The sequence below is a fragment of the Sphingopyxis sp. 22461 genome (assembly GCF_052044915.1).
In the GTDB taxonomy this organism is placed as follows: Bacteria; Pseudomonadota; Alphaproteobacteria; order Sphingomonadales; family Sphingomonadaceae; genus Sphingopyxis.
In genome coordinates, this window is sequence record NZ_JBQENY010000007.1 from 155,868 (window position 1) to 181,786 (window position 25,919).

23 protein-coding genes are annotated in these 25,919 nt (G+C 66.0%); 18 read left to right on the plus strand and 5 right to left on the minus strand.

Annotated features, from left to right (window positions below):
• Position 1 precedes the first annotated feature (1 nt).
• Positions 2-634, plus strand: a complete 633-nt coding sequence (locus ACTJI5_RS13250; protein WP_440860639.1) for a DUF1345 domain-containing protein — start codon at positions 2-4, stop codon at positions 632-634.
• On the opposite strand, the gene mobA is transcribed toward ACTJI5_RS13250, so the two are convergent.
• Genes mobA through ACTJI5_RS13265 form a run of 3 tightly spaced genes read right to left on the minus strand, consistent with a single transcriptional unit; the run spans position 629 to position 2,886 of the window.
• On the minus strand, positions 629-1,138 hold the full coding sequence (gene mobA / locus ACTJI5_RS13255; RefSeq protein ID WP_440860640.1) for a molybdenum cofactor guanylyltransferase: 510 nt from the start codon (positions 1,136-1,138) through the stop codon (positions 629-631). The genes ACTJI5_RS13250 and mobA overlap by 6 nt on opposite strands.
• Positions 1,135-1,926, minus strand: a complete 792-nt coding sequence (gene fdhD / locus ACTJI5_RS13260; protein WP_440860641.1) for a formate dehydrogenase accessory sulfurtransferase FdhD — start codon at positions 1,924-1,926, stop codon at positions 1,135-1,137. The genes mobA and fdhD overlap by 4 nt, the downstream gene beginning before the upstream one ends.
• Positions 1,927-1,971: 45 nt before the next feature.
• Positions 1,972-2,886: a LysR family transcriptional regulator gene (locus tag ACTJI5_RS13265; protein ID WP_440860642.1), complete on the minus strand. Its 915-nt coding sequence runs from the start codon at positions 2,884-2,886 to the stop codon at positions 1,972-1,974.
• An 89-nt stretch (positions 2,887-2,975) separates the two neighbouring features.
• Between ACTJI5_RS13265 and ACTJI5_RS13270 the strand changes: the two genes are divergently transcribed.
• The 3 genes from ACTJI5_RS13270 to ACTJI5_RS13280 are packed head-to-tail and all read left to right on the plus strand — an operon-like array spanning position 2,976 to position 5,888.
• A complete protein-coding gene (locus tag ACTJI5_RS13270; protein WP_440860643.1) occupies positions 2,976-4,010 on the plus strand; it encodes an aldo/keto reductase in 1,035 nt (344 codons plus the stop codon).
• 14 nt (positions 4,011-4,024) lie between these two features.
• A complete protein-coding gene (locus ACTJI5_RS13275) occupies positions 4,025-5,188 on the plus strand; it encodes an MFS transporter (RefSeq protein ID WP_440860644.1) in 1,164 nt (387 codons plus the stop codon).
• A 40-nt stretch (positions 5,189-5,228) separates the two neighbouring features.
• The gene (locus ACTJI5_RS13280) at positions 5,229-5,888 is read left to right on the plus strand and encodes an MOSC domain-containing protein (protein ID WP_440860645.1); all 660 of its coding nucleotides are present in this window, start codon (positions 5,229-5,231) and stop codon (positions 5,886-5,888) included.
• 9 nt (positions 5,889-5,897) lie between these two features.
• Here ACTJI5_RS13280 and glpD read toward each other — a convergent pair whose 3' ends face one another.
• Positions 5,898-7,448, minus strand: coding sequence for a glycerol-3-phosphate dehydrogenase (gene glpD / locus ACTJI5_RS13285; protein ID WP_310255124.1), 1,551 nt, complete (start codon positions 7,446-7,448; stop codon positions 5,898-5,900).
• A gap of 103 nt (positions 7,449-7,551) precedes the next feature.
• On the opposite strand from glpD, the gene zwf reads away from it, so the two are divergent.
• From zwf to ACTJI5_RS13345, 12 genes are all read left to right on the plus strand, one after another.
• Positions 7,552-9,036 carry a glucose-6-phosphate dehydrogenase gene (gene zwf / locus ACTJI5_RS13290; protein ID WP_440860646.1) on the plus strand — a complete coding sequence of 495 codons (1,485 nt, stop codon included), beginning with the start codon at positions 7,552-7,554 and terminating at the stop codon, positions 9,034-9,036.
• A gap of 95 nt (positions 9,037-9,131) precedes the next feature.
• A complete protein-coding gene (edd, locus tag ACTJI5_RS13295; protein ID WP_440860647.1) occupies positions 9,132-10,973 on the plus strand; it encodes a phosphogluconate dehydratase in 1,842 nt (613 codons plus the stop codon).
• Positions 10,974-11,064: 91 nt separating this feature from the next.
• Positions 11,065-11,685 (plus strand): bifunctional 4-hydroxy-2-oxoglutarate aldolase/2-dehydro-3-deoxy-phosphogluconate aldolase, encoded by a 621-nt coding sequence (gene eda, locus ACTJI5_RS13300; RefSeq protein WP_440860648.1) that lies wholly within the window; start codon positions 11,065-11,067, stop codon positions 11,683-11,685.
• 115 nt (positions 11,686-11,800) lie between these two features.
• Complete coding sequence (locus ACTJI5_RS13305) at positions 11,801-13,366, plus strand: HAD-IB family hydrolase (protein ID WP_440860649.1); 1,566 nt, start codon at positions 11,801-11,803, stop codon at positions 13,364-13,366.
• A 122-nt stretch (positions 13,367-13,488) separates the two neighbouring features.
• On the plus strand, positions 13,489-15,828 hold the full coding sequence (locus tag ACTJI5_RS13310; RefSeq protein ID WP_440860650.1) for a glycerol-3-phosphate 1-O-acyltransferase: 2,340 nt from the start codon (positions 13,489-13,491) through the stop codon (positions 15,826-15,828).
• A 1-nt stretch (position 15,829) separates the two neighbouring features.
• The gene (locus ACTJI5_RS13315) at positions 15,830-17,386 is read left to right on the plus strand and encodes a WS/DGAT/MGAT family O-acyltransferase (RefSeq protein WP_440860651.1); all 1,557 of its coding nucleotides are present in this window, start codon (positions 15,830-15,832) and stop codon (positions 17,384-17,386) included.
• Between the two features lie 23 nt (positions 17,387-17,409).
• Positions 17,410-18,858, plus strand: a complete 1,449-nt coding sequence (locus tag ACTJI5_RS13320) for a DUF3336 domain-containing protein (protein ID WP_440860652.1) — start codon at positions 17,410-17,412, stop codon at positions 18,856-18,858.
• Between the two features lie 17 nt (positions 18,859-18,875).
• Entirely contained in the window at positions 18,876-19,733 is an 858-nt protein-coding gene (locus ACTJI5_RS13325) for a lysophospholipase (protein ID WP_440860653.1), read from the plus strand.
• Between the two features lie 160 nt (positions 19,734-19,893).
• Positions 19,894-21,141, plus strand: a complete 1,248-nt coding sequence (locus ACTJI5_RS13330) for a hypothetical protein (protein WP_440860654.1) — start codon at positions 19,894-19,896, stop codon at positions 21,139-21,141.
• A gap of 17 nt (positions 21,142-21,158) precedes the next feature.
• Positions 21,159-22,091, plus strand: a complete 933-nt coding sequence (locus ACTJI5_RS13335) for an alpha/beta fold hydrolase (protein ID WP_440860655.1) — start codon at positions 21,159-21,161, stop codon at positions 22,089-22,091.
• A gap of 38 nt (positions 22,092-22,129) precedes the next feature.
• Complete coding sequence (locus ACTJI5_RS13340; protein WP_440860656.1) at positions 22,130-23,131, plus strand: NAD(P)H-dependent glycerol-3-phosphate dehydrogenase; 1,002 nt, start codon at positions 22,130-22,132, stop codon at positions 23,129-23,131.
• A 112-nt stretch (positions 23,132-23,243) separates the two neighbouring features.
• Entirely contained in the window at positions 23,244-23,582 is a 339-nt protein-coding gene (locus ACTJI5_RS13345) for a hypothetical protein (RefSeq protein ID WP_058539716.1), read from the plus strand.
• Between the two features lie 78 nt (positions 23,583-23,660).
• Here the strand turns inward: ACTJI5_RS13345 and ACTJI5_RS13350 are convergent, their stop codons facing one another.
• Positions 23,661-24,323 (minus strand): TlpA family protein disulfide reductase, encoded by a 663-nt coding sequence (locus ACTJI5_RS13350; RefSeq protein WP_310255136.1) that lies wholly within the window; start codon positions 24,321-24,323, stop codon positions 23,661-23,663.
• Between ACTJI5_RS13350 and argH the strand changes: the two genes are divergently transcribed.
• Both argH and ACTJI5_RS13360 read left to right on the plus strand, forming a co-directional pair.
• Positions 24,283-25,659, plus strand: a complete 1,377-nt coding sequence (gene argH / locus ACTJI5_RS13355; protein WP_440860764.1) for an argininosuccinate lyase — start codon at positions 24,283-24,285, stop codon at positions 25,657-25,659. The genes ACTJI5_RS13350 and argH overlap by 41 nt on opposite strands.
• Positions 25,659-25,910: a hypothetical protein gene (locus ACTJI5_RS13360; protein ID WP_058539713.1), complete on the plus strand. Its 252-nt coding sequence runs from the start codon at positions 25,659-25,661 to the stop codon at positions 25,908-25,910. Before argH ends, ACTJI5_RS13360 begins: the two co-directional genes overlap by 1 nt.
• The last annotated feature ends 9 nt before the right edge of the window (positions 25,911-25,919 follow it).

Consider the following 25,919-nt stretch of genomic DNA (forward strand, 5'->3'; position numbering starts at 1 on the left):
GATGCCCGTCGGCAAACATATCGCGCCCGTCCGTTTCCTGATCTTTCCGTTCGTGCTGCTCGCCGCGATGGGCGCGGCGCTAGCGTTGGACATCGATCCGCGCGCCGCGTTCCTGATCGGCTTCGACGTCGCCGCCTTCGTCTTTCTTTGCACCGTGATGCCGCTCTTCCGCGCCGACGCCGACCAGATGCGCCGCCGCGCCGAATTTAATGACGCGAACCGCATCGGCCTGCTCGCGATCACCGTGCTGCTCTCGCTCGTCATATTGTTTGCGGTCGGGACACTGATCGCGAGCCCGGGCAAGCTGGGCCGCTGCGACGTCCTCCTGATCATCGCAACGCTCGCGCTGGCGTGGCTGTTCGCGAACATCGTGTTCACGCTCCACTATGCGCATCTCTACTATCTGCAGAAGGACGGGCGCGATCAGTGCGGGATCGAGGTTCCGGGCGTGCATGAGCCCGGATATTGGGACTTCCTCTATTTCGCCTTCACGCTCGGCATGACCTTCCAGACGTCGGACGTCACCATATCGGGCGCGCATATGCGGCGCGTCGTGCTCGGCCACTGCATGGCGGCATTTGTCTTCAACATGGGCATTTTGGCGTTCACCGTGAACGCCATCGGCGGATCATGACCCCGCCAGCCGGTCGAGGTCGGCGGCGCTGTTGATGTTCGGCGGCACGAAATCGCTGGAGACCGCTCGCGCGCCGATCCGTCGGGCATAGGCCCGGACCGCGAGGTCGTGTCCATCCTCCAGGATGGCCCGCAGGTCGTCGATCGAGGCAACCGGCCAGAGACCGATCACCGGCTGCGTTTCGAGAAAGGCCGGCGCCGGTTCGAGAATCGTGCGAAGATCGGCGGGTAGGCGCACGCAATCGACCGGCGCCGTCAGCACCCGATCGAAGCCCTGATCTGCCGCATGGATGAGCGCCCCCGCAATCCCGCCGAGCGGCCCCATGTCGGCGCGCGGCCAATCGGCGATCTCGCCCCTGCCGACAACGATCACCGCATCGCAATGCGGGCGCAGCGCCGCCAGCGCATGGTCGAGCAAGGTCCGCCCATCGAGCATCGCGAGCGCCTTGTCCGACCCGAAGCGGCTCGACCGCCCGCCTGCGAGCACCGCGCCGAGCGTCGTCATGCGATCATTCCGTGCGGATCGCTGACAACCAGCGCCGAATCCGCCCGCGCCAGCGTCACGAGCGTCAGCCCCGCCTGCACCGCGCGTGTCGCGGCAAGGCTGGTCGGCGCCGAGATGGTGACGAGCATCGGACAGCCCGCGCGCACCGTCTTTTCGACCAGCTCATAGCTGCACCGCGCCGACAGCAGGATAAAGCCGGAGGCGGGATCGATACCCGCGCGTGCCAGCGCCCCGATCAGCTTGTCGAGCGCATTGTGCCGCCCGACATCCTCGCGCGCGAGCAGGATGGCACCCGCGGGCGAGCAGAAGGCAGCGGCATGGACGGCGCCCGTTGCGCGGCCGAGCGGCTGATGATCGTGCAGCGCCGCGATCGCCGCCGCGATGGCGGTGCGATCGGCCCTGATGCGCGCGGTCACGGGCGGCAGCGGCCGCAACACCTCTTCGATATTCTCGATCCCGCACAGCCCGCAGCTGCTCTCGCTCACGCGCTTGCGCGCGCGTTCGAGCGCGAGCGCGTTGCGTTCGGGAGGTAGCCAGATGCGCAGCGCCCAACCGCCTTCGATCGGTTGCACATCGATCCGTCCGATCTGACCCGGGGTTTCGATCAGACCCTCGCCAAGCGCAAAGCCAATCGCATAATCTTCAAGATCGGCCGGGGTCGCCATCATCACGGCATAGGCAATGCCGCCGACCTCGACCGAAACCGGCGCCTCGACCGGAATGCTGCGGGTCAACTCCGCGTCGCCGGGCTTGCCAAGCCCCAGTCGCCGGACCGGAAGGTCGATCATTTCCTGATTCATCGGCACACCGTACCGCATCCGCGCTCGCCTGTCTCAACCGGCACGACCGAGCCGTTCGGCGAGGAAGTCGACGAATACGCGCACCCGCGCCGGGGTGTTCGCGCCGCCAGCAAACACCGCGTGGATCGCCTCGATATCGCCCGGATTATAGTCCTCCAATATCGGGACGAGCGCGCCGCTCGCGATCTGGTCGGCGATGCTGAACGCGCCGACGCGCGCGATGCCGACGCCGGCCGCCGCAAGCTGTCCCAGCGTCTCGCCATTGTTCGCCTCGATATTGCCCTGCACCGATAACGTGAATTCGCGGTCGCCGTCGCGGAAGGGCCAAGTCGGCTCGGCGCGGCGGAAATTGAAGTTCAGGCAATTATGGCCGTGCAGATCCTCGGGCACGCGCGGCGTGCCGTGCGCGGCGAGATAGGCGGGCGAAGCGATGATGATGCGGCGGCTTTCGCCCAGCTTGCGCGCGGTGAGTGGGCTGTCGGCCAGCGGACCGAAACGGATCGCGACGTCGGCCTGACCGGCGGAAATGTCGACGAGCCGGTCGGCAAGGCTGATGTCGACGAGGATGTGCGGGTGCAGGCGCACGAAGTCGCCGAGCAAGGGCACGATGGTCAGCCGCCCGTGCGCCTGCGCCGCGCTGACGCGCAGCCGTCCGCGCGGGGCGCCCTGATCGGCGATCGCCTGTTCGGCATCGCCGAGGTCGGCGAGGATGCGCCGCGCCGCGCGCAGATAGGCCTCGCCCTCGGCGGTCAGCGCCAGCGCGCGCGTCGAGCGTAGCAGCAGGCGCACGCCGAGCCGCGCCTCGATCCGGTCGATCGTGCGGCTGACCGCCGACGGCGTGAGGCCAAGGCAGCGGCCGGCGGCGGAAAAGCTGCCCTCCGCGACGGTAGCGGCGAAGACCTCCATCGATCGCGCGCGATCGCCACTACCGTCCATCTTTGCGTTCATTTCAAAAATCCTTGGCTCCCGTGGACGCTACTGCGCCTGTCATCTCGAGTCCATCTATGCGTACGACACGTAATCGAAAGGGCAGGATCATGGAATATCGGCAATTGGGATCGTCGGGGCTTCGCGTTCCGGCGTTGAGCTTCGGGACCGGGACGTTCGGCGGCCAGGGGCCGCTGTTCAGCGCGTGGGGCACGAGCGACGCCGCCGAGGCGCGGCGCCTGATCGACATCAGCCTCGATGCCGGGGTCACCCTGTTCGACACCGCCGACGTCTATTCGAACGGTGCGTCCGAGCAGATATTGGGCGAGGCGATCAAGGGGCGCCGCGATGCGGTGCTGATCTCGACCAAGACCGGGCTGCCGATGGGCGACGGGCCGCAGGACTGGGGCGCCTCGCGCAGCCGGCTGATCCGCGCGGTCGAGAATGCGCTGCGGCGGCTCGGGACCGATCATATCGACCTGCTGCAACTCCACGCGTTCGACGCCTCGACCCCGGTCGACGAACTGATGGGCACGCTCGCTACGCTGATCGCCGCGGGCAAGCTGCGCTACGCCGGCGTTTCCAACTATCCCGGCTGGCAGTTGATGAAGGCGCAGGCGGCCGCCGACCGCCTCGGCACGCCGCGCTTCGTCGCGCACCAGGTCTATTATTCGCTGATCGGGCGCGCCTATGAGGCCGATTTGATGCCGCTCGCCGCCGATCAGGGCATCGGCGCGCTGGTGTGGAGCCCGCTCGGCTGGGGCCGCCTGACCGGCAAGATCGGGCGCGACCGCCCGATTCCCGCGGGCAGCCGCCTGCACGAAACCGAGCAATTCGCGCCGCCCGTCGCCGAAGAGATGCTCTACCGCGTGATCGACGCGCTCGAAGCCGTCGCCGCCGAAACCGGCAAGACGGTGCCGCAGATCGCGCTCAACTGGCTGCTCCGGCGCCCCACCGTGTCGTCGGTCATCATCGGCGCGCGCAATGAGGAACAACTGCGCCAGAATCTTGGAGCCGTCGGCTGGGCGCTGACCGCCGACCAGGTAGCGGTGCTCGACGCTGCGAGCGACGTGCTGCCGCCCTATCCGCACACCCCCTATCGGCAGCAGGCGGGTTTTGCCCGGCTGAACCCGCCGCTCGTCTGACTGGACTCTCTCCCATGAAAATCAACTTTCCCCTGCTCGCGCTGGCGACCGGCGCCTTCGGAATCGGCATCACCGAATTCGCCCCGATGGGTTTGCTCCCCGACATGGCCGAAGGGTTGGGGGTCTCGATCCCCGCCGCCGGGCTGCTCGTCTCGGCCTATGCGCTGGGCGTCATGCTCGGCGCGCCGTTGATGACGCTCACCACCGCGCGGATGAACCGGCGCACCCTGCTGATCGGGCTGATGGCGATCTTCACGCTCGGCAATTTCCTGTCGGCGATTGCGGGCGATTACACGACGCTCATGGTCGCGCGCGTGATCACCTCGCTCAACCACGGCGCCTTCTTCGGCGTCGGATCGGTTGTCGCGGCGAGCCTCGTCGCGCCCGAAAAGCGCGCGAGCGCGGTCGCGGCGATGTTCATGGGGCTGACGCTCGCCAATGTCATCGGCGTGCCGCTCGCGCCGTGGGTCGGCGAGGCGTTCGGCTGGCGCACCGCGTTCGGCGCGATCGCGATATGGGGCCTCTTCACCATGGCCGCGCTCCGTTTCGCGCTTCCCGACATCGCGCGCGTCGAGGGCGGCAATATGCTCGCCGAGCTGGGCGTGTTGAAGCGCCGCGAAGTGCTCGTCGCGTTAGCGCTCACCGCGATCGGTTCGGCGGCGATGTTCACCGTCTTCACCTATATCGCACCGATCCTGACCGAAGCGACGGGGGCAGGGACCTTGTTCGTGACCGCGATGCTGGTGATCTACGGCCTCGGCCTCACCGCCGGCAACTGGCTCGGCGGCATCTTTGCCGACCGTTCGATCGACCGCACCCTGATCGTCTCGCTGACCGGGCTTGCGGCGATGCTGATCCTGTTTGCTGTCACAATGTATTCGCCAATCGCGGCCGGGGTTACGATCTTCCTGTGGGGCGTCGCGACCTTCGCCATCGTCCCGCCGCTCCAGATGCGCGTGATGGAGGCGGCCTCCGACGCGCCAAACCTCGCCTCGGCGGTCAATATCGGCGCGTTCAACCTCGGCAATGCCATCGGCGCCGCGGTCGGCGGCGGGGTGATCGGGCTCGGCCTCGGTTTTCCGGCGGTGTCGATTGCGGGCGCGGTGATGGCGGTTGCCGGCCTCGCGATCGTGCTGGCATCGCCCCAGCGCGCTGCCCCGGTGCTCGCGCAAGCCTGACGATTGCCATTTCGGCGGCGGAGCCTATGCAATCGCGGGTATGAATACCGAAATTCTCGCCGTCCTCCTTGGCAAGTCACAGCCCTTCCGGGGCGACGAACCCAGCGCCATCGGCAAGCTGCCGGTGGCGGACGTGGTCGCCGTCGGCGCGATGGGCCTTGCCGGCGACGAGCAGGCCGACCGGACGGTGCATGGCGGCATCGACAAGGCGATCCATCATTATCCCGCCGATCATTATGATTGGTGGCGGGGGTATCTGGACGATGCGCCGCTACTCGATGCACCGGGCGCGTTCGGCGAGAATATCTCGACCGCCGGGATGGACGAGCAGAATGTCTTCCTCGGCGACCGCTTCCGCCTCGGCACCGCGCTCGTCGAAGTGACGCAGGCGCGCCAGCCGTGCTGGAAGCTCGACCATCGCTTTGGAACCAAGGGCGTGATGGCGCAGGTGGTCAAGACGCGGCGGACGGGCTGGTATTACCGCGTGCTCGAACCCGGCCATGTGCGGGCGGGCGACGCACTCGACCTTGTCGAGCGGCCCTATCCCGAATGGCCGCTGGCATCGCTTTTCGCGTTGCTGATTGGCGGCGAGGCGAAGGATCGCCCGGCGGACCTGCGCGCGCTCCGCGACGTGCCTGTGCTCGCCGAAACGTGGAAGGTAAGGCGCGCCAAGCTCGCCGAGCAGTTCGGCGCGGATTAGGGTCAGGATCTAGCGGGTCCGCTCGTCGTCGAAAAATTCGACGTCGGACTGCCGCGCTTCGGCAGCGAGGCGTTCGACATGAACCGCAAGACGCTCGGTTTCCGCGGGTGTGAAATGCAGCCCCAGCTTGCTGCGCCGCCAAAGGACATCGTCGGTGGTGCGCGCCCATTCGCGCATCGCCATCCAGCGCAGTTCCGCCACGCTGAGCCCATGCGCGATCTCGCCGCCGAGCGCGTCCCAACCTTCGGCCTGCGCGAGCCACGACTGCGCATCGGTGCCATAGGCGCGGGTGATGCGGTCGACCGTCGCCGCCGTCAGGAAGGGATAGGAAAGCCTATATTCGGCCTTGAGCGCCGCCACGCCATTCGTCGGAAAATCGCCGCCGGGAAGCGGCGCCTTGGCGGTCCAGTGCTTGGACGACAGCGCCGGAACATGATCGGCAAGCTCGTCGACCGCGGCTTCGGCGACGTGGCGATAGCTTGTGATCTTGCCGCCATAGATGGTGAGCAGCGGCGCACCTTCGGCGAGGTCGAGGTCGATGCGGTATCCGCGCGTTGCCGCCTCGGGGCGGCCCGATCCATCCTCGATCAGCGGTCGGACGCCCGAATAGGTCCAGACGACATCGGCGGGGGTGACGGGCGTGCGGAAATAGAGGCTCGCGCCTTCGCAGAGGTACGCGATTTCCTCGTCGCTCGCCTTCGCCTCGCTCGCCGGCCCGTCATGGTCCTGATCGGTCGTCCCGATCAGCGTGAAGTCGCGCTCATAAGGAATGGCGAAAAAGATGCGGCCGTCGGGAAGCTGGAAGAAATAGGCATAGTCATGCTCGAAGACCTTGCGCACGACGATATGCGAACCGCGCACCAACCGCATCTGATGGTCGGGTTCGGCGTCGGCGCGTTTGAGAAGGTCGAGCACCGCGGGGCCCGCCGCATTCACGACGCTCCGGCCGGTGAAGCGATATTGGTGGCCCTGATCGTCGCGCGCGTCGACCACCCACAGGCCATCCTCGCAGCGCAGCATTTCGGCGCGCGTCCGCGTGCGAACGCGCGCTCCGCGGTCGGCGGCATCGCGCGCGTTGAGCGCGACCAGCCGCGCATCGTCGGCCCAGCCGTCCGAATATTCGAAGCCGTGGACATATTGCGGCTGCAGCGGTCCGCCCGCGGTATGACGGCGCAGGTCGATCGAGCGCGTCGCGGGCAGTTTCTTGCGCCCGCCGATATGGTCGTAGAGAAACAGCCCGAGCCGCAGCAGCCAGCGTGGCCGCAGCCCCGGCCGATGCGGCAGGACAAAGCGCAGTGGGCGGATAATGTGCGGCGCGATGCCCCACAGTATTTCGCGTTCCTTCAGCGCTTCGCGGACGAGCCGGAATTCATAATGTTCGAGGTAACGCAGCCCGCCGTGAATCAGCTTGGTCGATTTCGACGACGTGCCCTCGGCGAGATCGCCCGCTTCGAGGAGCAGAACGCGCGCCCCGCGCCCCGCGGCATCGCGCGCGACACCCGCGCCATTGACCCCGCCGCCGACGACGATGACATCATAAGGGGCAGGGCTGTCGGCCATGGCGAATTCCTATGGCAGCGTTGTCGGATTTGCCAAGTGCCGACATCGTATGCGGCCTACGTATGCGCGTTGCATTCGCTTCGTGTATCGCCCAATTCTTTGCATGTTATCCAAGGGGACGATTGTGAGCGTGAAAGTCGAAACATTGGTGCTGTTCGGCGCGACGGGCGACCTGGCGCAGCGCATGCTCTTTCCCTCGCTTTACAATCTCCACCTCGACGGGCTGCTCGCCGATGCGCTGACGATCATCGGATCGGGGCGCTCGAAAATGGATCGCGCGGCGTTTCAGGCGCAGGTCCGCGAGGCGCTGACCGAGCATTTGCCCGCCGACCGTATCGACGAGGCGGGTGTCGCGGCCTTCCTCGACCGCATCGACTATTGCGCGATCGATGCCGGCGCGGGCACGGGTTATGACGAACTCGCTGCGCTGCTCGGCGACCGTACGGGCCGCCCGATCGGCGTCTATCTCTCGACCCCGCCATCGATGTTCGGTCCGATCGCACAGGGGCTCAAGGCCGCCGGCATCGCGTGCGCCGAATGCCGCATCGCGATGGAAAAGCCGATCGGCCACGATCTCGCCTCGTCGCGCGACGTGAATGCGCAGGTCGGCGATGCCTTTGCCGAAGACCGCGTCTTCCGCATCGACCATTATCTCGGCAAGGAAACGGTGCAGAACCTGCTGGCGCTGCGCTTTGCCAATATGTTGTTCGAGCCGCTGTGGAACGCGCAGGCGATCGACCATGTCCAGATCACCGTCGCCGAAACCGTCGGGCTCGAGGGCCGCGTTTCCTATTATGACGGGGTCGGCGCGCTCAAGGACATGGTGCAGAACCATATGCTCCAGCTCCTCGCGATCATCGCGATGGAGCCGCCGTCAAGCGTATCGTCGACCGCGGTGCGCGACGAGAAGGTCAAGCTGCTGCGCAGCCTTCGCAAGATGACCGCCGCCGACGTCAAGGCGCACAGCGTCAAGGGCCAGTACACCAGCGGCGCGGTGAACGGCGGCGCGGTCGCGGGCTATGCCGACGAACTCGGCAACCCGTCGAACACCGAAACCTTTGTCGCGCTCAAGGCCTATATCGACAACTGGCGCTGGAAGGGCGTGCCCTTTTACCTGCGCACCGGCAAACGCATGCCGCAACGCAAGTCCGAAGTGCTGATCCAGTTCAAGCCGGTGCCGCACAATATCTTCGCGCGCGTCGGCGCGGGCAAGCTCGATGCGAACAGCATGATCATCAACCTGCAGCCCGAGGAAAATATCCGGGTCAAGGTGATGGCGAAACAGCCCGGGCTCGACCGCGACGGTGTGAAGCTGAAAGAGGTGACGATGGACGTCTCGCTCTCGCACAGCTTTGCCGGCGAGCGGCGGCGGATCGCGTACGAACGGCTGCTGCTCGATTTCATCGAGGGCGACCAGACTTTGTTCGTCCGCCGCGACGAGGTCGAGGCGCAGTGGCAGTGGATCGATTCGATCCGCGATGCCTGGGCGGAGGTCGATATGGCGCCGCAGAATTACACCGCGGGCAGCTGGGGCCCGTCGAGCGCCATCGCGCTAATCGAACGCGACGGAGCGAGCTGGCATGACTGAGGAAAACACGTCGCCCCTGCGAAGGCAGGGGCCGCTGGCAACCTGCGCTGCGCCGATAGCCGCCCCCGCCTTCGCGGGGGCGACGAGGAAATTTTATGACTGATCTCCACCCTACCATCGCAGCGGTCACCGACCGCATCATCGCCCGCAGCGCCCCGCGCCGCGCCGCTTATCTCGACCTGATGGACCGCCAGCGCGACGCCGGCACCAACCGTGGCAATCTGTCGTGCGGCAATCTCGCACACGGCTTTGCCGCGTCGGGCGAGGACAAGCCCGCGATCCGGTCCGGCGCCGAGATGAATATCGGCATCGTCACCAGCTATAACGACATGCTCTCGGCGCATCAGCCGTACGGCCGCTATCCCGAGCAGATCAAACTTTTTGCGCGCGAAGTCGGCGCGACCGCGCAGGTCGCGGGCGGCGTTCCCGCAATGTGCGACGGGGTGACGCAAGGGCAGGCGGGTATGGACCTGTCGCTGTTCAGCCGCGATAATATCGCGCAGGGCACGGTAATCGCGCTGAGCCACGCGATGTTCGAGAGCGCGCTGCTGCTCGGCATCTGCGACAAGATCGTTCCCGGCCTGCTGATCGGCGCGCTGCGCTTCGGCCATCTGCCGCAAATCCTCATCCCCGCCGGGCCGATGCCTTCGGGGCTCGCGAACAAGGAAAAGCAGCGCGTCCGCCAGCTTTATGCCGAGGGCAAGGCGACCCGCGACGAACTGCTCGAAGCCGAAGCGGCGAGCTATCATGGCGCCGGCACCTGCACCTTCTATGGCACCGCGAACAGCAACCAGATGATGATGGAGCTGATGGGGCTGCACGTCCCCGGCAGCGCCTTCACCAACCCCGGCACCAAGCTGCGCCAGGAACTGACGCGTGCCGCGACGCATCGCGTCGCGCAGATCGGCTGGGACGGTGACGATTATCGCCCGCTGGCGCGCTGCGTCGACGAGAAAGCGATCGTCAACGCCGCGATCGGGCTGCTCGCCACGGGCGGGTCGACCAACCATGCGATCCATCTGCCCGCGATCGCGCGCGCGGCGGGGATCATCATCGACTGGCAGGATTTCGACGAGCTCAGTCACGCGGTGCCGCTGCTCGCGCGCGTTTATCCGAACGGTGCGGGCGACGTGAACAATTTCCACGCCGCGGGCGGCATCGGCTATGTCGTGCGCGAACTCCTCGGCGCTGGCTTGCTGCACGGCGACGTGCTGACAGTCGGCGGGACGATGGCCGACTATGCGTCGGAGCCCGTGCTCGTCGACGACGAACTCCACTGGCAGGCGGCGCCCGCGACAAGCCGCGACGACACCATGCTCCGCCCCGCTGCAGCGCCTTTCTCGCCCGATGGCGGGATGCGCCTGCTCGCGGGCAACCTTGGCCGCGCGATCATCAAGACCAGCGCGGTTGCCGAGGATCGCTGGACGATCGAGGCGCCGTGCCGGATATTCGACACGCAGGACGCGGTGCTGGCGGCGTTCAAGGCGGGCGAGCTCGAACACGACGTCATCGTCGTCGTGCGCTTCCAGGGCCCGCGCGCCAATGGCATGCCCGAACTGCACAAGCTGACCCCGGCATTGGGTGTGCTCCAGGATCGCGGCTTCCGCGTCGCGCTGCTCACCGACGGCCGCATGTCGGGCGCGAGCGGCAAGGTCCCCGCGGTGATCCACCTGTCGCCCGAAGCGCTGCCGGGCATCGACGGCGTCAGCGGCCCGCTCGCCTTCCTAGTCGACGGCGACATTGTCCGCGTTTGCGCGCGCAAGGGCGAGGTGCTCGCGCTCGTCGATCCTGATATCTGGGCCGCGCGCAGTCCCGCCGTCGCGCCGCCGCCGGCGCTGGGCGTCGGTCGCGAACTGTTCGCCCTATTCCGCCATCACGCCGACGAAGCCGAAAAGGGCGGGTCGGCGGTTTTGGCGGCGATGGAAACGGTAATCTAGCTCGTCGCCGCCGCGAAGGCGGGGGCCGCTGGCAACCATGCGCAACACTGATAGCGGCCCCCGCCTTCGCGGGGGCGACGAAGGAATTGAAATGACCGACAAAAGCATCGACCAGATCATGCGCCTCGCGCCCGTCATCCCCGTGATCGTCATCGACCGCGTCGAGGATGCGGTGCCGATGGCCGAGGCGCTCGTCGCGGGGGGGCTCAAGGTGCTCGAAGTGACGATGCGCACGCCGGCCGCGCTCGATGCCATTGCGGCGATGAAGAAGGTGCCGGGCGCTGTGGTCGGCGCCGGGACAGTACTCAACCCCCGGATGCTGAAGGACGCGCTCGATGCGGGCTCCGAATTCATCGTCTCGCCGGGCCTCACCGACAGCCTTGGCGAAGCGGCGGTGGCGAACGGTATCCCCTTCCTGCCCGGCGTCGCCAATGCGTCGAACATCATGGCGGGGCTCGACCTCGGGCTCGACAGTTTCAAATTCTTTCCCGCGGCGACGAGCGGCGGGATCCCGGCGTTGAAGGCGCTCGCGGGGCCGTTCGGCGGGATCAATTTCTGCCCAACCGGCGGGATCAGCGCCGCGACCGCGCCCGAGTGGCTCGCGCTGGGGCCGGTGCTGTGCGTCGGCGGCAGCTGGGTCGTGCCGTCGGGCCCGCTCGACCCCGCGCGGATCGAAGCACTGGCGCGCGAGGCCGCAGCCCTCGCATCCTAACCCGGACCACGAATTGGGCGCATTGATAAACGCCATCTTTACTGCCATCGTGCAGAGAAAGGCGGCAATATAGCCGCTTGGTGGGGAGATGCGCGTGCCGAGGCCGCAGCCGCATTTGGAAGAAGTCCTGGCGTCCGAACCCGGACCGCATATCGCCGCGCTGTTCGATTTCGACGGCACGATCATCTCGGGCTACTCCGCCACCGCGATGCTGCGCGAGAAATTCCAGCGCCGCGAAATGTCGATGGAGGAAATCGCCGAGACCGCGCAGGTGGTCGCGCAGCACAGCCTTGGCACAATCGGTTTTTCGGGGCTGATGTCGGGCGCCGCCAAATTCATGAAGGGCGTCGAGGAAGAGAGCTTTATCGAATTCGGTGAAGAGCTCTACAAAAAGCATATCGCGCGCAAAATCTATCCCGAGACGCGCGCGATCATCGAGGCGCACCAGGCAAAAGGTCACCGCGTCGCGATCATCTCGTCGGCAACGATCTACCAGATCGAACCGACCGCGCGCGACCTTGGCATCACCGACATCAAATGCTCGGCCTATGAGATTGAGGACGGCGTCTTCACCGGCGAGATCATCCGGCCCTTGTGTTTCGGCGAAGGCAAGGTGCTCGCGGCCGAGGAACTCGCCGCCGAATATGGCCTCGATCTCGACAACAGCTTTTTCTATTCGGACAGCGACGACGATATCGAACTGCTCGAACGCGTTGGCAAACCCCGCCCGCTCAACCCGAACCTGAAGCTCAAGGCAATCGCCGACGAGCATGGCTGGCCGGTCCAGCGCTTCGCGAGCCGCGGGACGCCGAGCTGGGTCGATTATACGCGCACCATCTACGCCACCGGCTCGCTCGTCGGCGCCTTTGCCGCGGGACTGCCGATCTGGGCGCTGACACGCTCGCAGCGAGAGGCGGCGAATTTCTCGATCGGGCTGTTCGGCGATTTCGCGACCGCGATCACCGGGGTCGAGCTGGAAGTCGAGGGCGAGAAGCATCTCTGGTCCTCGCGCCCGTGCGTCTTCATCTTCAACCATCAGAGCAAGGCGGACGTGATGATCCTCGCCAAGCTCATCCGCCGCGACATGGGCGGGGTGGGCAAGAAAGAGATCAAGGACATCCCCATCCTCGGCAAGCTGATGGAATGGGGCGGCACCGTCTTCGTCGACCGCGCCGACGGCAAGAGCGCGATCAAGGCAATGGAGCCGCTGGTCGATGCGATCAAGGTCGAAGGCAAGTCGATATGCATCTCGCCCGAGGGCACGCGCAGCCTGACGCCGAAACTCGAGCCGTTCAAAAAGGGTGCGTTCCATCTGGCGATGCAGGCCGGCGTGCCGATCGTCCCGATCGTGATTCACAACGCCACCGACGTCGCGCCGAAGAACGAGTTCGTGATGCGCCCCGCGACGGTGCGCGTCACCGTGCTGCCGCCGGTCGATACGTCGAAATGGAGCGTGCGGACGATCAACAATCATGTCCGCGACGTGCGGAACATGTTCCTGCGCACGCTGGGCCAGCCCGAGGAGAGCGTGGCGGAATCGGTGGCAACCGAGGCTGCGCCCGAGGCGAAACCGGAAAAGGCGACCAAGAAGGCGCCTGGGAAGCCTGCCATCAAAAAGAAGCCACCTGCCAAGAAAATCGCTCCCAAGAAAAAGGCGGTCGGGAAAGCCGCTAAGACATGACGGCCCATTTCCTCCCCGTTCGCATCGAGCGAAGTCGAGATGCCCATCGGGACGGCGCTTGCTCTCGGGGTGTCTCGACTTCGCTCGACACGAACGGGTCTTTGGCGGAGCGTCATTGAACGGTGGCCGACGGAACGCCCCGCACCCCAATCGTGGCGGAGCAGGCGGCCGACCGGCTCTATATCATCGACGCGCGCAATGGGGTCGAGCAGCGTCTGTTGCTCGACTGGATTCATGCGACGAGTGGCGATGACGAGCCGGCGTGGGCGAGCCTCGACATCGAGGACGGCGATCATGCGCTGCCCGTCGACGTGCTGCGGGCGCGGCTCGGCGGCGCGCCGTCGCGGCAGATCGTGCCGCTGCGCGTCGCGTGGCGCATTCCGGGTTTCGACAAGGAGCGCGCGCTCAAATTCCGCCACCTGATCTTTGGCGATCCGCGTCATCCGGGTCCCTTGCGGTCGCGGTTGATCCTGCTTCGTGATCGTCGCCGCGCCCAGATATTGGTCGGTGAAGCGGCAACGCTCGATGTGCTGCGCGACCGTTTCTGCGCGCAGACCGGCGGCGGCGATGGCGAAGGCGCCGAGAGCCCTGAATTTGCGGGCTTCGTCGCGCGGCAAGCCGCGCTTGCGCTCGACGTTGCCGAGCGCGGTATTCGCGGCACGCGCTACAAGGTCCCGCGTTTCGTCGCCGATGGCCTGCGCACCAGCCCCAAATTCCGCGCCGCGCTCGCCGAGCTTTCAGAGAAGACCGGGCGCCCGGTCGCCGATCTCTTCCGCGAAGCGCGGCCACTGATGAAGGAAGTGATCGCGCGGCCCTCGGCGCTGTTCCTCGACCTGCGCGCCCGGCTCGATCGCATGATGTTCGGCGGTTATGCGCCCGAAATGGAAATCGACGCGACGGAGCTTGCCAAGCTGCGTTCGATCCTGCGCGAGCATCCGACAGCGATCCTCTTCACGCACAAAACCTATATCGACGGCGCGACACCCAGCCGGCTTGCCTATGAGAACGACCTGCCGATGCTGCACAGCTTCGGCGGCGCCAACCTCGATTTCGCGGTCATGGGCGAATTCTTCCGTCGCTCGGGAATGATCTTCATCCGCCGCAGCTTTCAGGACCAGCCGGTCTACAAGCTCGTGCTGCGCCACTATATTGCCTGGCTGCTCGCCAAGCGTTTCCCCTTGAGCTGGGCGTTCGAAGGCACGCGCTCGCGCCTCGGCAAGCTGATGCCGCCCAAATATGGCCTGATGAAATATGTCCTCGACGCGGCGCATGCGACCGGGACGAAGGATGTGCATTTCGTGCCCTTCGTCACCAGCTTCGACCTGATCCGCGACGTCGAGGAATATGCCGCCGAACAGACCGGCCGGAACAAGAAGCCCGAGAGCCTGTCGTGGTTCCTCGGCTATATGAAGAGCCTCAAGGAACCCTCGGGCCGCATCCGGCTCGACATCGGCAATCCGGTGGTGATCGACGCCGCGCCGGCCCCCGACGACAAACGCGCGCTCGAAACAATCGCCTTTGCCGTCGCGGTCGAGGCCAATCGCGTCACGCCGCTGACCGTCACCTCGGTGATGTGCCTGATCCTGCTCGGCATGGCGCCGCGCGGCGCGACCGCCGCCGAACTGCTCGGCGCGATCGGCGCGGTGACCGACTGGGCGCGGGCGCGCGATATCCGCCTCAGCAGCGAACTCGAAAGCGGCGACGATGCTGCGCTCTCGGCGACGGTCGACACGCTCGTCGCGAGCGGGTTGCTGACGCGCTACGAGGCGGGCAGCGAGAATGTCTATTCGATCGACCCCGCCAAACATCCGATGGCGAGCTATTACCGCAACATCATCGCGCATCATTTCCTCGATCGCGCGATGATTGAGCTGGCGCTGTTCGAGCTGCGCGACGGCGACAGCGGCGATGCGACCGCCGCCTTCTGGGCGAAGATCGACCGGCTGCGCGACCTGTTCAAATTCGAATTCTTCTACCCGCCGCGGGGCGAGCATCTTGCCGCGATCGAGGCCGAACTGACGCGCATCGATCCCGTCTGGGATCGCCGGCTTGCCAGCGGCGACCGCGGCATCGCGCAGCTCCTCCGGCGGTGTCAGCCGGTCGTCGGTCACGCGATATTGCTTCCCTTCGCCGAGGCTTATTCGGTCGTCGCCGAACTGCTCGCGCGCGCGAAGCCCGGCGACGTCGTCGACGAACAGGCGTTGCTCGACGCGGCCCTCGCCGAAGGCAAACAGGCCTGGCTGCTGCGCCGCATCAGCAGCGAGGCGGCGATCGGCAAGCTGCTCTTCGCCAACGGCCTGTCGCTGATGCGCCATATGGGGCTGACAACCGACGCGACCCCGCCGAACCTCACCGCGCGCCGCGCGCTGCTGATGGAACTGCGCGGCCTCGCCAACGTCATGGAAACGATGCGCCTCTCGACCGTGGCGCTTGCCGACCGGTTGCCCGGTTCAGGAGGATAGGATGCTCAAACAGCTCAGCGCGCAGGACGCCCAGTTCCTCTACACGCAGACCGCGAACAATCTGACGCACATCATGGGGGTCTATATCTACGATCCCGCGACCGCGCCCGGCGGCTTCGTGCGCTTCAAGGACATCATCCGCCACGTCGAAAGCCGCGTTCACACGTCGCCCTTGTTCAAGCGCCGCCTGCATCGCCTGCCGTTCGACATGGATCACCCCTATTGGGTCGAGGACGAGCATTTCGACATCGAGGCGCATATGAGCCACGCGCGGCTGCCCGAGCCCGGCGACTGGCGGCAATTCTGCATCGCGGTCGCGCGCTGGTTCTCAAAGCCGATGGATATGAACCGGCCGCTCTGGGACATCTATATCATCGAGGGGCTCGACCGCATCCCGGGCATCCCGAAGGGCAGCTTCGCGATGCTCCACCGCGTCCATCACGCCGCGGTCGATGGCGCGTCGGGCGCGCATGCCTTCATCGCGATGAGCGACATCGATGCGAAGGGCACCCCCGCGATAGCCGAACCGCCGCCGGTCGAGGAGCTGGGCAAGGCGCCGTCGAGCGCCGAAACGATCTCGCGCGCCTGGTCGGCGTCGATGCAGTCGCCGGTCAAGTTCATGAACGCGCTGATGAAGATGTCGCCCGCGATTATCTCGTCGGCGAGGCGGTCGATCGCCGAGGGCGGCATGACCGCCGGCGTACCCCAAACGCGCTTCAACGTGCCGGTCGGCCCGCACAAGATGTTTGACGCGACCATCGTGGCGCTCGCCGATGTCGCCGAGATCCGCAAGAAGGTGCCCGGCGCGACGGTCAACGATGTTGTTCTCACCACCGTGGGCGGGGCGCTGCGCAAATATCTCGCGAAGCACAAGGAATTGCCGAAGGACAGCCTCGTCGCGGTCGCGCCGATCAATTTGCGCGGCAAGGGCGGGAAGGCGTCGAAACCGGGAAACCAGGTGTCGGCGATGAGCGTGCCGATCCGCACCGATATCGCCGATCCGCTCGCGCGGCTCGCGGCGATCCGCGACTATACGGTCGAAGCGAAGGAGGCGAAGGCCGGCGTCAGCGCGCGCATCATGACCGACCTGTCGCAGCATATCCCCGGCGCGACGATGGCCGCGGTCGCGCGGCTCGTCACCAGCGAGCGCTTCGCGGTGCGCGGCACGAACCTGTTCATCTCGAACGTGCCGGGGGCGCAGGTGCCGCTCTATCTCGCCGGCGCGCAGCTTGTGCAGCAGCACGGCATGGCGCCGCTCGCGAACAATATGGGGCTGTTCGTCGCGACCCCCAGCTACAACGGCCGCATCGCTTTCTCGCTCATCTCCGAACGCGCGGTGATGCCCGACATCGCCTTTTTCCGTGAATGCATCGAGGAAAGTTTCGCCGACCTGATGGCGGCGGTGCCGAAGCCCGAAAAGCCCAAAGCCGCTACGGCAGAGCCGAAACCCGTGGCCAAGCCCAAGCCGAAACCGAAAGCCGTCCAGAAACCTGCTGCGAAGAGCAGGGTGAAACCGGTTGCTAAAGCGAACGCAACCGGCAAGAATCCGAAAAAATAACCATGCTCTCGCAGGATTACCGAATGCTCTTCACCCCGACGCTCAGCGCCGACCGCGATCTGGTGATCGCGCCCGATTATGCCGCATGGAGCAACGCCGCACGCGAACATGACCGGAAATCGGGATTGCAGGCGTGGCGCGACGCCGACGAAAGCAAGCATTTCGATTATAGGGCGATCCGCGCGCGGCTCGAAAAGCTGCGCAAGCTGTCGGCGGCGGGTGACGTCAAGGGGCTGCTCTTCGTCCTCAACGAAGGCATCCACGGCAATATCGACGGCATGGGGCACGAGCGCCTCTATCAAAAGGCGCGTTTCGGGACGAAAAAGCTGGTCGAGGATTATGTCGCCGAGGTCGTCGCATCGCTCGACAAGATCGCCGCCGCGCGCAGCATCACCCGCGAGGAAAAGCGCGACTTCTTCCGCCGCGCCCAGCATTGCTACGGTCGCTCGGCGCTGCTGCTCTCGGGTTCGGGCAGCTTCCTCTTCTTCCATATCGGTGTCGTGAAGGCTTTGTGGGAAGAAGGCGTGCTGCCCGCGATCATGTCGGGCGCGAGCGGCGGGTCGATCGTCGCCGCCATCGTCTGCACGCGCAAGAGCGCGGACATCGGTGCCTTCCTCGAAAGCAACCGCCTCGCCAATCCCGCTCGCGACCCCGAACAGAGGCGCCTCGCGCCCGACGAGGTGCGCGAACGCCTCGCCGACCTGATCCCCGACCTGACCTTTCAGGAAGCCTATGAGATCAGCGGCCGCCATCTCAACGTTTCGGTCGCGCCCGCCGAAAAGCATCAGAACGGCCGGCTTTTGAACGCGATCACCGCGCCGAACGTGCTGATCCGCGAAGCCGTGCTCGCGTCGTGCGCGGTGCCCGGCGTCTTTCCGCCGGTGATGCTGATGGCGCGCGACGACAAGGGCGAGCGCATCCCGTATCAGCCCGACCGGCGCTGGGTCGACGGCTCGGTGACGCACGACATTCCGACCAAGCGGCTCGAACGCCTTTACGGGGTCAACCATCATATCGTCAGCCAGGCGAACCCGATCGCGCTGCCCTTCGCGACCGACACGCGCAAGCAGATGGCGCCGATCGAGGCGATCCAGCACGCATCGATGGCGACCTTCAAGGCGTGGCTCAACGCGAATATGGTGATCTTCCAGAAGCCGCTCGAATGGGTCCCCCCGCTCAACAGCCTCGCGAACATGGCGCGGTCGGTGATCAACCAGGAATATACCGGCGACATCAACATTATCCGCCCGCCCAAATTCTGGTCACCGGCAAAGATCCTGTCCGATCTCGCGCAGGAGGATATCGACGAACTGATCGACACGGGCGAACGCACCGCATGGCCGAAGGTCGAGATGGTGCGCACCCAGACCGCAATCAGCCGTGCGCTCGAAGCCATATTGGCGAAGATCGACAAGGCGGGCGACGACGGCCCCGGGCATCGCAGCGCGGCGCTGAAGAAAGCGGTTCGCTGAGTATGGCGGCGGGGGCGGTGATCCTGCCGGCCGGATCTGCGGGCGCGGGGGCAAAGCTCCACGTCACCCACTGGCTGCCCAAAGGGCGCCCGCGTGCGATCGTCTTGCTCGCGCACGGCTATGCCGAACATGCCGGGCGCTACGAATATGTCGCCAAGCGGCTGACCGACGCAGGCTATGCCATCTATGCGGTCGACCATTGGGGCCATGGCAATTCGGACGGCGAGGGCGGTTTCGTCCCGCGCTTTTCCGCCTTTCTCGACGGCATGGCCGAGCTGCTGACGCTCGTCGAAATCAACCACGCCGATACGCCGCGCCTGCTGCTCGGGCACAGCATGGGCGGGCTGATCGCGACCTTGTTCCTTGTCGAGCGCCAAAATGCTTTTGTCGCGGCCGCGGTGTCCGGTCCCGCGATCCTGCCCGCCGAACCGCCGTCGCGCTTCACCGTCTGGATCAGCCGCTTTCTCTCGCGCTTCTTCCCGCGCCTCGGCGTGCTGTCGCTCGATGCCAATGGCGTCAGCCGCGACCCGCAAGTGGTCGCCGCCTATCAGGCCGATCCGCTCGTCTATGAGGGCAAGATCGGCGCAAGGCTCGGCAAGGAGTTCATGGATGCGATGGCGGTCGCGCAGGCCGACGCGCCAAAGATCAAGCTGCCGATCCTGATCCAGCACGGCGAGGCCGACCGGCTCACCGCCCCGGCGGGGTCGCGCTATTTGTTCGACAATGTCGGCTCGGCCGACAAGCGCCTCGAAATCTATCCCGGCCTGTTCCACGAAATCTACAACGAGCCCGAACGCGACGCGGTGCTGGGCGACCTGATCGACTGGTTCGACACACATGTCCCGGATGTTTCTCCGCCGCCCCTTTCACGCTGAAGGGTAGGGCAGGCCCGAGCAGGACGGACGGCAAGGGTGACCGGGCCGCATAGCCGCCGCCGATTAAACCGATTGACCACGCTCACCGATCCCATCACAAAAGGCGTGAGCTTCGGCTCGGGGGAATATTGGGGGGGATATGGAAAAGGCGATATGGCTCTTGACGGCTGGCGCGCTGTTCGCGCAGCCGGTCGCGGCGCGTGCGGCGGAGACCAACGCGGACACGCCCGAGGAGATAGCCGAAGATGCGGCGCGCGATCTCAAGGACAGTCGCTTTTACAACAAGCCCGGCGCCAGCCGGGCGGAATATGATGCCGATTGGCAAAGCTGCCGGTTGATCGCGCGCGGGTCTCAGACACCAGCCGGATCGGTTCCGATCTATAATCCGGCGATGTATAATCCAGCGATCTCACCGCTTGCGGCGGGTATCGGAGGCGGGATCGGCGCGGCCATCGGCGCCGCGATCGTCGAGGGCCAGATGCGCCGGGCCAACCGGCGGAACTGCTTGCTGATCAAAGGGTGGCGCCTGGTCGAGCTTCCCGCGGCGCAATCGGCGAAGGTCGCCGCCATGTCCGACGCCGAACGGCAAAGCTATTTCGAGACCGTCGTCGGGGCCCAGGCGGTCGACGGCACCATCACCGAAATGACAAGCTTCACCCCGGTGGCCGATGACAGGCTGAACATGAACGGCGCGCTTGCCGGCCCGGCGTCGCTGTTTCTGGGCAAGAAAGTCGATCCCGCAGCCCCATTTGCGCTCGGGGAAAATGAAGGCGGTCTGGTCGTTGCATTCCGGCGCAACGATGCCGGAAGTGCGGGACGCTCGGGTCGCGTTCAGATCCGTCGCTTCGATCGAGAAAATGGGGACCTTTTCTATCAGCCCCGCGACTGGAAGAAAAAGGGCGATCGCACGACCTATGCCAGCGAATTTGTCAGCAAGGACAAGAAGGCGGCTTATGAATTGCAAGTCGTGAAGCTGACGCCCGGCTGGTATGTTTTGCAAACCGATGCGGTGGGCATGGTTCCGCCGAACACGACAAACTGCTTTGGCGCGCCGGCTTTCGAGGTGAAGGCGGGCGAATATGCGTATCTCGCCGACGCGACGCCCTTCCTGGACGCTGCGCTTGCAACGGGCCGCCGGCATACCGGCATGGGCTATGCGCGCAATTTCAACGAGGCCAAGGCCGCCATGGCGGGTTTCCAGCCCGATGTGGCTGCGCGGATGGCCGAAGCCAGAATCGAAAATCTTGCGACCTATAGCTGCGCCGGACAGGTGATGACGCGCATGGATTTCCCGGGCGTGACCGACACTGTTCCCGCGCCCGTCGCCAGGAGCGTGCCCGCCGTCGCGGCATCGGAGGATAACAAGGCGGTGCTTGCGGCGTCACAGGGGTCGACACCGACGGAATAAATGGCAGGATCATGGCCATGAGAATCCTCCTCGTGCTCATCTTCGCGCCGCTGATCGCGCTCGCGCTGATGTATTTCATCTTTCCCGGCCGCCTCGTCGCGCTCGGGCGCGCCTTGCTCCGCCGCCGCGGCGGAATGGTGCAGAAGAGCGTCGCCGTCGACGGCCGCATCTGGCCCTATCTCGAGGGCGGCGACCCGTCGAAGCCGCTCCTCCTCCTCGTCCACGGCTTTGCCGGTGACAAGGATAATTGGTCGATGATCGCGCCGTACCTCACGCGCGATTACCATGTCATCGCGCCCGACCTGCCGGGGTTTGGCGAGAATGAGCGCAATCCCGACCTCGCCTATGACCTCCAGGCGCAAACCGCGCGGCTCAAGGCATTTGCCGACACGCTCGGGCTCCAGCGCCCGCACGTCGCCGGCAACAGCATGGGCGGCTGGATCGCGCTTCGCTACGCGATCGACTATCCGGACGCGCTCGCCAGCCTGACCCTGCTCGACAATGCCGGGGTCAATGGCGCGAATGAGAGCGCGCTTCAAAAACTGGCGGCGAGCGAGGACTACAACCCGCTCGTCCTCGCCGGCCTTGAGGATGCCGACCGGCTGGTGGCGATGGTGGTCCACAAGCCGCCCTATATCCCGTCGCGTTTGAAGCCGGTCCTTTATGCCGACGCGCTCAAATATCGCGACCAGCTCGACACGATCTTCTGGGTGATCGCGACCGAGGGCCGCGACCATCCGCTCAACGACCGGCTCGGCGAGGTGAAGGCGCCGACGTTGATCATCTGGGGGCGCCACGACCAACTGCTCGACGTCAGCTGCGTTCCCGTACTCGAAGCGGGCATCGCCGGCAGCGTCTCGCATATCTTCGACCATGTCGGCCATGTCCCGATGATCGAGGATCCGAAGGCGACCGCCGCGGTGATGAAGGGCTTTCTTGCCAAGCATTGAAATGATCGCCAGTCTCTCCTGAAAACAGGGAGAGACACATGCGGTTGAAGGTCGGCCTGCTCGGTGGGGGCAGTTGGGGCACGACGGTCGCGGCGGTGGTATCGCGCAATGCGCCGATCACCTTGTGGGCGCGCGATGCTGAGACCGTGGACGATATCAACACGCATCACGAGAATCGCAAATATCTGCCCGGCATCGCGCTGCCGCCGGTCCTCCGCGCCACGAACGACATGGCCGAAGTCGTCGCGGGCGCCGACGTGCTCGTGATGGGGGTCCCTTCGCACAGCTTCCGCGCGGTGCTCGAGGCAGCGAAGACCCATCTTCGTCCATGGGTGCCGGTCATCAGCCTGACCAAGGGGCTCGAGCTTTCCTCCGGCAAGCGGATGACCGAACTAATCGAGGAAGTGCTGCCCGGCCATCCCGTCGGCGTGCTCACCGGGCCCAATCTCGCGCGCGAGATCATGACGGGGCAGGCTGCGGCGAGCGTCTTGTCGATGGAGGACGAGATCGTCGTGCGCGCGCTGCAACCCGTGTTCCATTCGGGGCTGTTCCGCGTCTACACCAACACCGACCTGCTCGGCTGCGAGCTCGGGGGGGTACTCAAGAATATCATCGCGATCGCGGTCGGGATGGGTGACGGGCTCGGTGCGGGGGACAACACCCGCTCGGCGCTGATGACACGCGGGCTTTCGGAGATTACCCGGCTTGGCGTCGCGATGGGCGGGCGGGCCGAAACCTTTGCCGGCCTCACCGGCATGGGCGATCTGATCGCGACCTGCACCAGCCCCTTGTCGCGAAACCGCCATGTCGGGGTCGAACTCGGCAAGGGACGCCCGATCGAGGAGATCATCGCGGGCATGAACATGGTCGCCGAGGGGGTGAAGAGCGCGCCGACGGTGATCGCGCTGGCCGAAAAACATGGCCTCGACATGCCGATCGCGCGCGATGTGTTCGATGTGACGCAGGGAAAACGCAGCGCGCAGGACGTGTTTCGGGGTCTGCTTCGCTCCGCCGTCGGCGACGAAGCGCACCCCGGATGAGCGTTTCCACCGCGACCCGTGCCATTTCGGCGTTCAGCCGGGAAGAAAAGCGCGATCTGTTTCGTTGACTCCCCTGACCGCCCCGAACGGGCGGGCAATCAGGAGATGGACGATGAAAAAATGGACCACCCTCGCTGTTCTCGTGGCTCTCCCCGCCACGGCCGCGGTCGCTGCCGTTCCCTATGGCTCAATGCCGCCGGGATTCGAGGCGCCGCAAATCCGCACCTCGCCGATCGCGGGCATCGTCAACCAGCAATGGTATAATTACAAAGCCGATATTCTTGAGGCGGAGAAGGAGCTGACCAGCGACCTTCGCCATTCGACCGACCGCGAGGATCGCTGGGACGCGTGGGATGAATGGCAGACCGAGGTGGTCGATGCCGACAAGGACTATGTGAAGGAAATGCGCGAGAAGGGCTATCGCACCGGCCGCGTGACCGTCGGCGGATAAATCCTGTCGAGTTCCCCGGAGCCTTGCTCTGGGTCGCAGGGAAGGGCGGGTGTCATGGGGCACCCGCCCTTTCTTGTGTCACGACTTGGCTTCGGCCAGCAGCGCCTTCGCCTCCTTGCCCTGCCAGTCGATGGCGCCCACAACGCGCCAGACCTCGCGCCCGTCGGCGTCATAATAGATGCTCGTCGGCAAAGCGCTGTTCGCCGCGTCGAGCAGGCCGTTCTGCGGGTCGATATAGGGTTGGAGCGCTTTCAGTCCCGCCTTCTGGAACCATGGGTCGACAATTTCCGCCCCCTGCAAATCCTGCGCGACGGCAATCACCGTCATCCGTTCGGCGCTTTGCGCCGCGAGCGCATCGAGCGTCGGCATTTCGGCGACGCACGGCGCGCACCAGGTCGCCCACAGGTTGACGAGCAGCGGCTTCCCGCGAAACGACGCGAGCGTCACCGGCGCGTCGTCGGGGCCACGAAAGCCGGCCGTGGGCGCGAGCGCGCCCTTGTGACTGCGATCGACAATATACTCGAACTGCCCGGGCCCCTTCGCTTGGCCCGCCGAAACATTTGCTTGGCCTTGCCCGGCTTGCCCGTCCGGCTGCTTTTCCCTATCGCAGCCGGCGATTGATCCGGCCAGAAGCACGGCGAGGATCGCAAGGGACGGATTTGGGACGCGGCGGATGGCGAATACTCCGGATAGCAACAGCATGTGGGGCGGCCGCTTCGGTGGCGGACCCGCCGCGATCATGCAAGAGATTAACGCCTCGATCCCCGTCGACAAGCGATTGTGGGAAGAAGATATCGCCGCGAGCCGCGCGCACGCCGCGATGCTCGGTGCGGCGGGCATCATCGGCGCCGACGACGCCGTTGTGATCGACCGCGGCCTTGCGCAGATCGCCGACGAGTTCGCCGCGAACGGCGTCCCCGTCGACCTCGCGCTCGAAGACATCCACATGACGGTCGAATCGCGGCTCAAGGACCTTGTCGGCGAAGCCGCCGGGCGGCTCCACACCGCGCGTTCGCGCAACGATCAGGTCGCGACCGATTTCCGCCTGTGGACGCGCACCGCCTGCGAGCGCATCGACGCGGGATTGCAGGCGATCCAGACCGCGCTGCTCGCGCGCGCCGATGAACATGCCGACAGTATCATGCCGGGCTTCACGCACCTGCAGGTCGCGCAGCCGGTAACGCTCGGCCATCATCTGCTCGCTTATGTCGAGATGTTCGGCCGCGACCGCAGCCGCTTTGCCGATGCCCGCCGCCGCCTCAACGAATCGCCGCTCGGCGCAGCCGCGCTCGCGGGAACCGGCTTCCCCGTCGACCGCCACGCGACCGCCGCCGCGCTCGGCTTCGATCGCCCGATGGCGAACAGCATCGACGCCGTCTCCGACCGCGACTTCGCGCTCGAATTCTGCGCCTCGGCGTCGATCGCCGCGATCCATTTGTCGCGCCTTGCCGAAGAGATTGTGATCTGGGCCAGCCAGCCCTTCGGTTTCATCAGCCTGCCCGACGCCTGGTCGACGGGCAGCTCGATCATGCCACAAAAGCGCAATCCCGACGCCGCCGAACTGGTGCGCGGTCGCGCGGGCCTACTGCTCGGCGCCTTCCAGCGCCTCGCGGTGATCGTGAAGGGCCTGCCGCTCACCTATTCGAAGGATTTGCAGGACGACAAGGAAACTGTCTTCGGCGCCTTCGACGCGCTCGCGCTGTCGCTCGCCGCGATGACGGGCATGGTCGAAACGCTGACCTTCCGCACCGACCGCATGCGCGCGCTCGCCGCTTCGGGCTATTCGACCGCCACCGACCTTGCCGACTGGCTGGTGCGCGAGGCGGGACTGCCGTTCCGCGAGGCGCATCATGTCGTCGGCTCGTGCGTCAAGCGTGCCGAGGAACTCGGCGTCGAACTGTCGGCGCTGCCCGCAACCGACGCCGCGGCGATCCATGCCGCGGTGACACCCGAGGTGCTCGCGGCGCTGACCGTCGAAGCGTCGGTCGCCAGCCGCACCAGCTATGGCGGGACGGCGCCCGAACGGGTAAGGCAGGCCATCGCCGCGGCCCGTGCGGCGCTCGAAGGAACGATTTGATGGCGACCAAGCGCCTCATCCTTGTTGGCATGGCTGCAATCGCGCTGCTCGGCGCGTGCGGCAGCAAGGAAGATCTGAAGCCCGTGGCAGGCCAGCCTGCACCGGTGATTCCCGTCGGCGCGACCCGCGCCCCGACTACGGAGGAGCTTACGACGCCTGACGCGCAGGCCCGGCCCGCGCGCAGCGACGAACTTCTCAAACGGTCTGAACAACGCGAACCCGACGATTTCGATCTGCCGCCTCCGGGCTGAGCCTCAGGA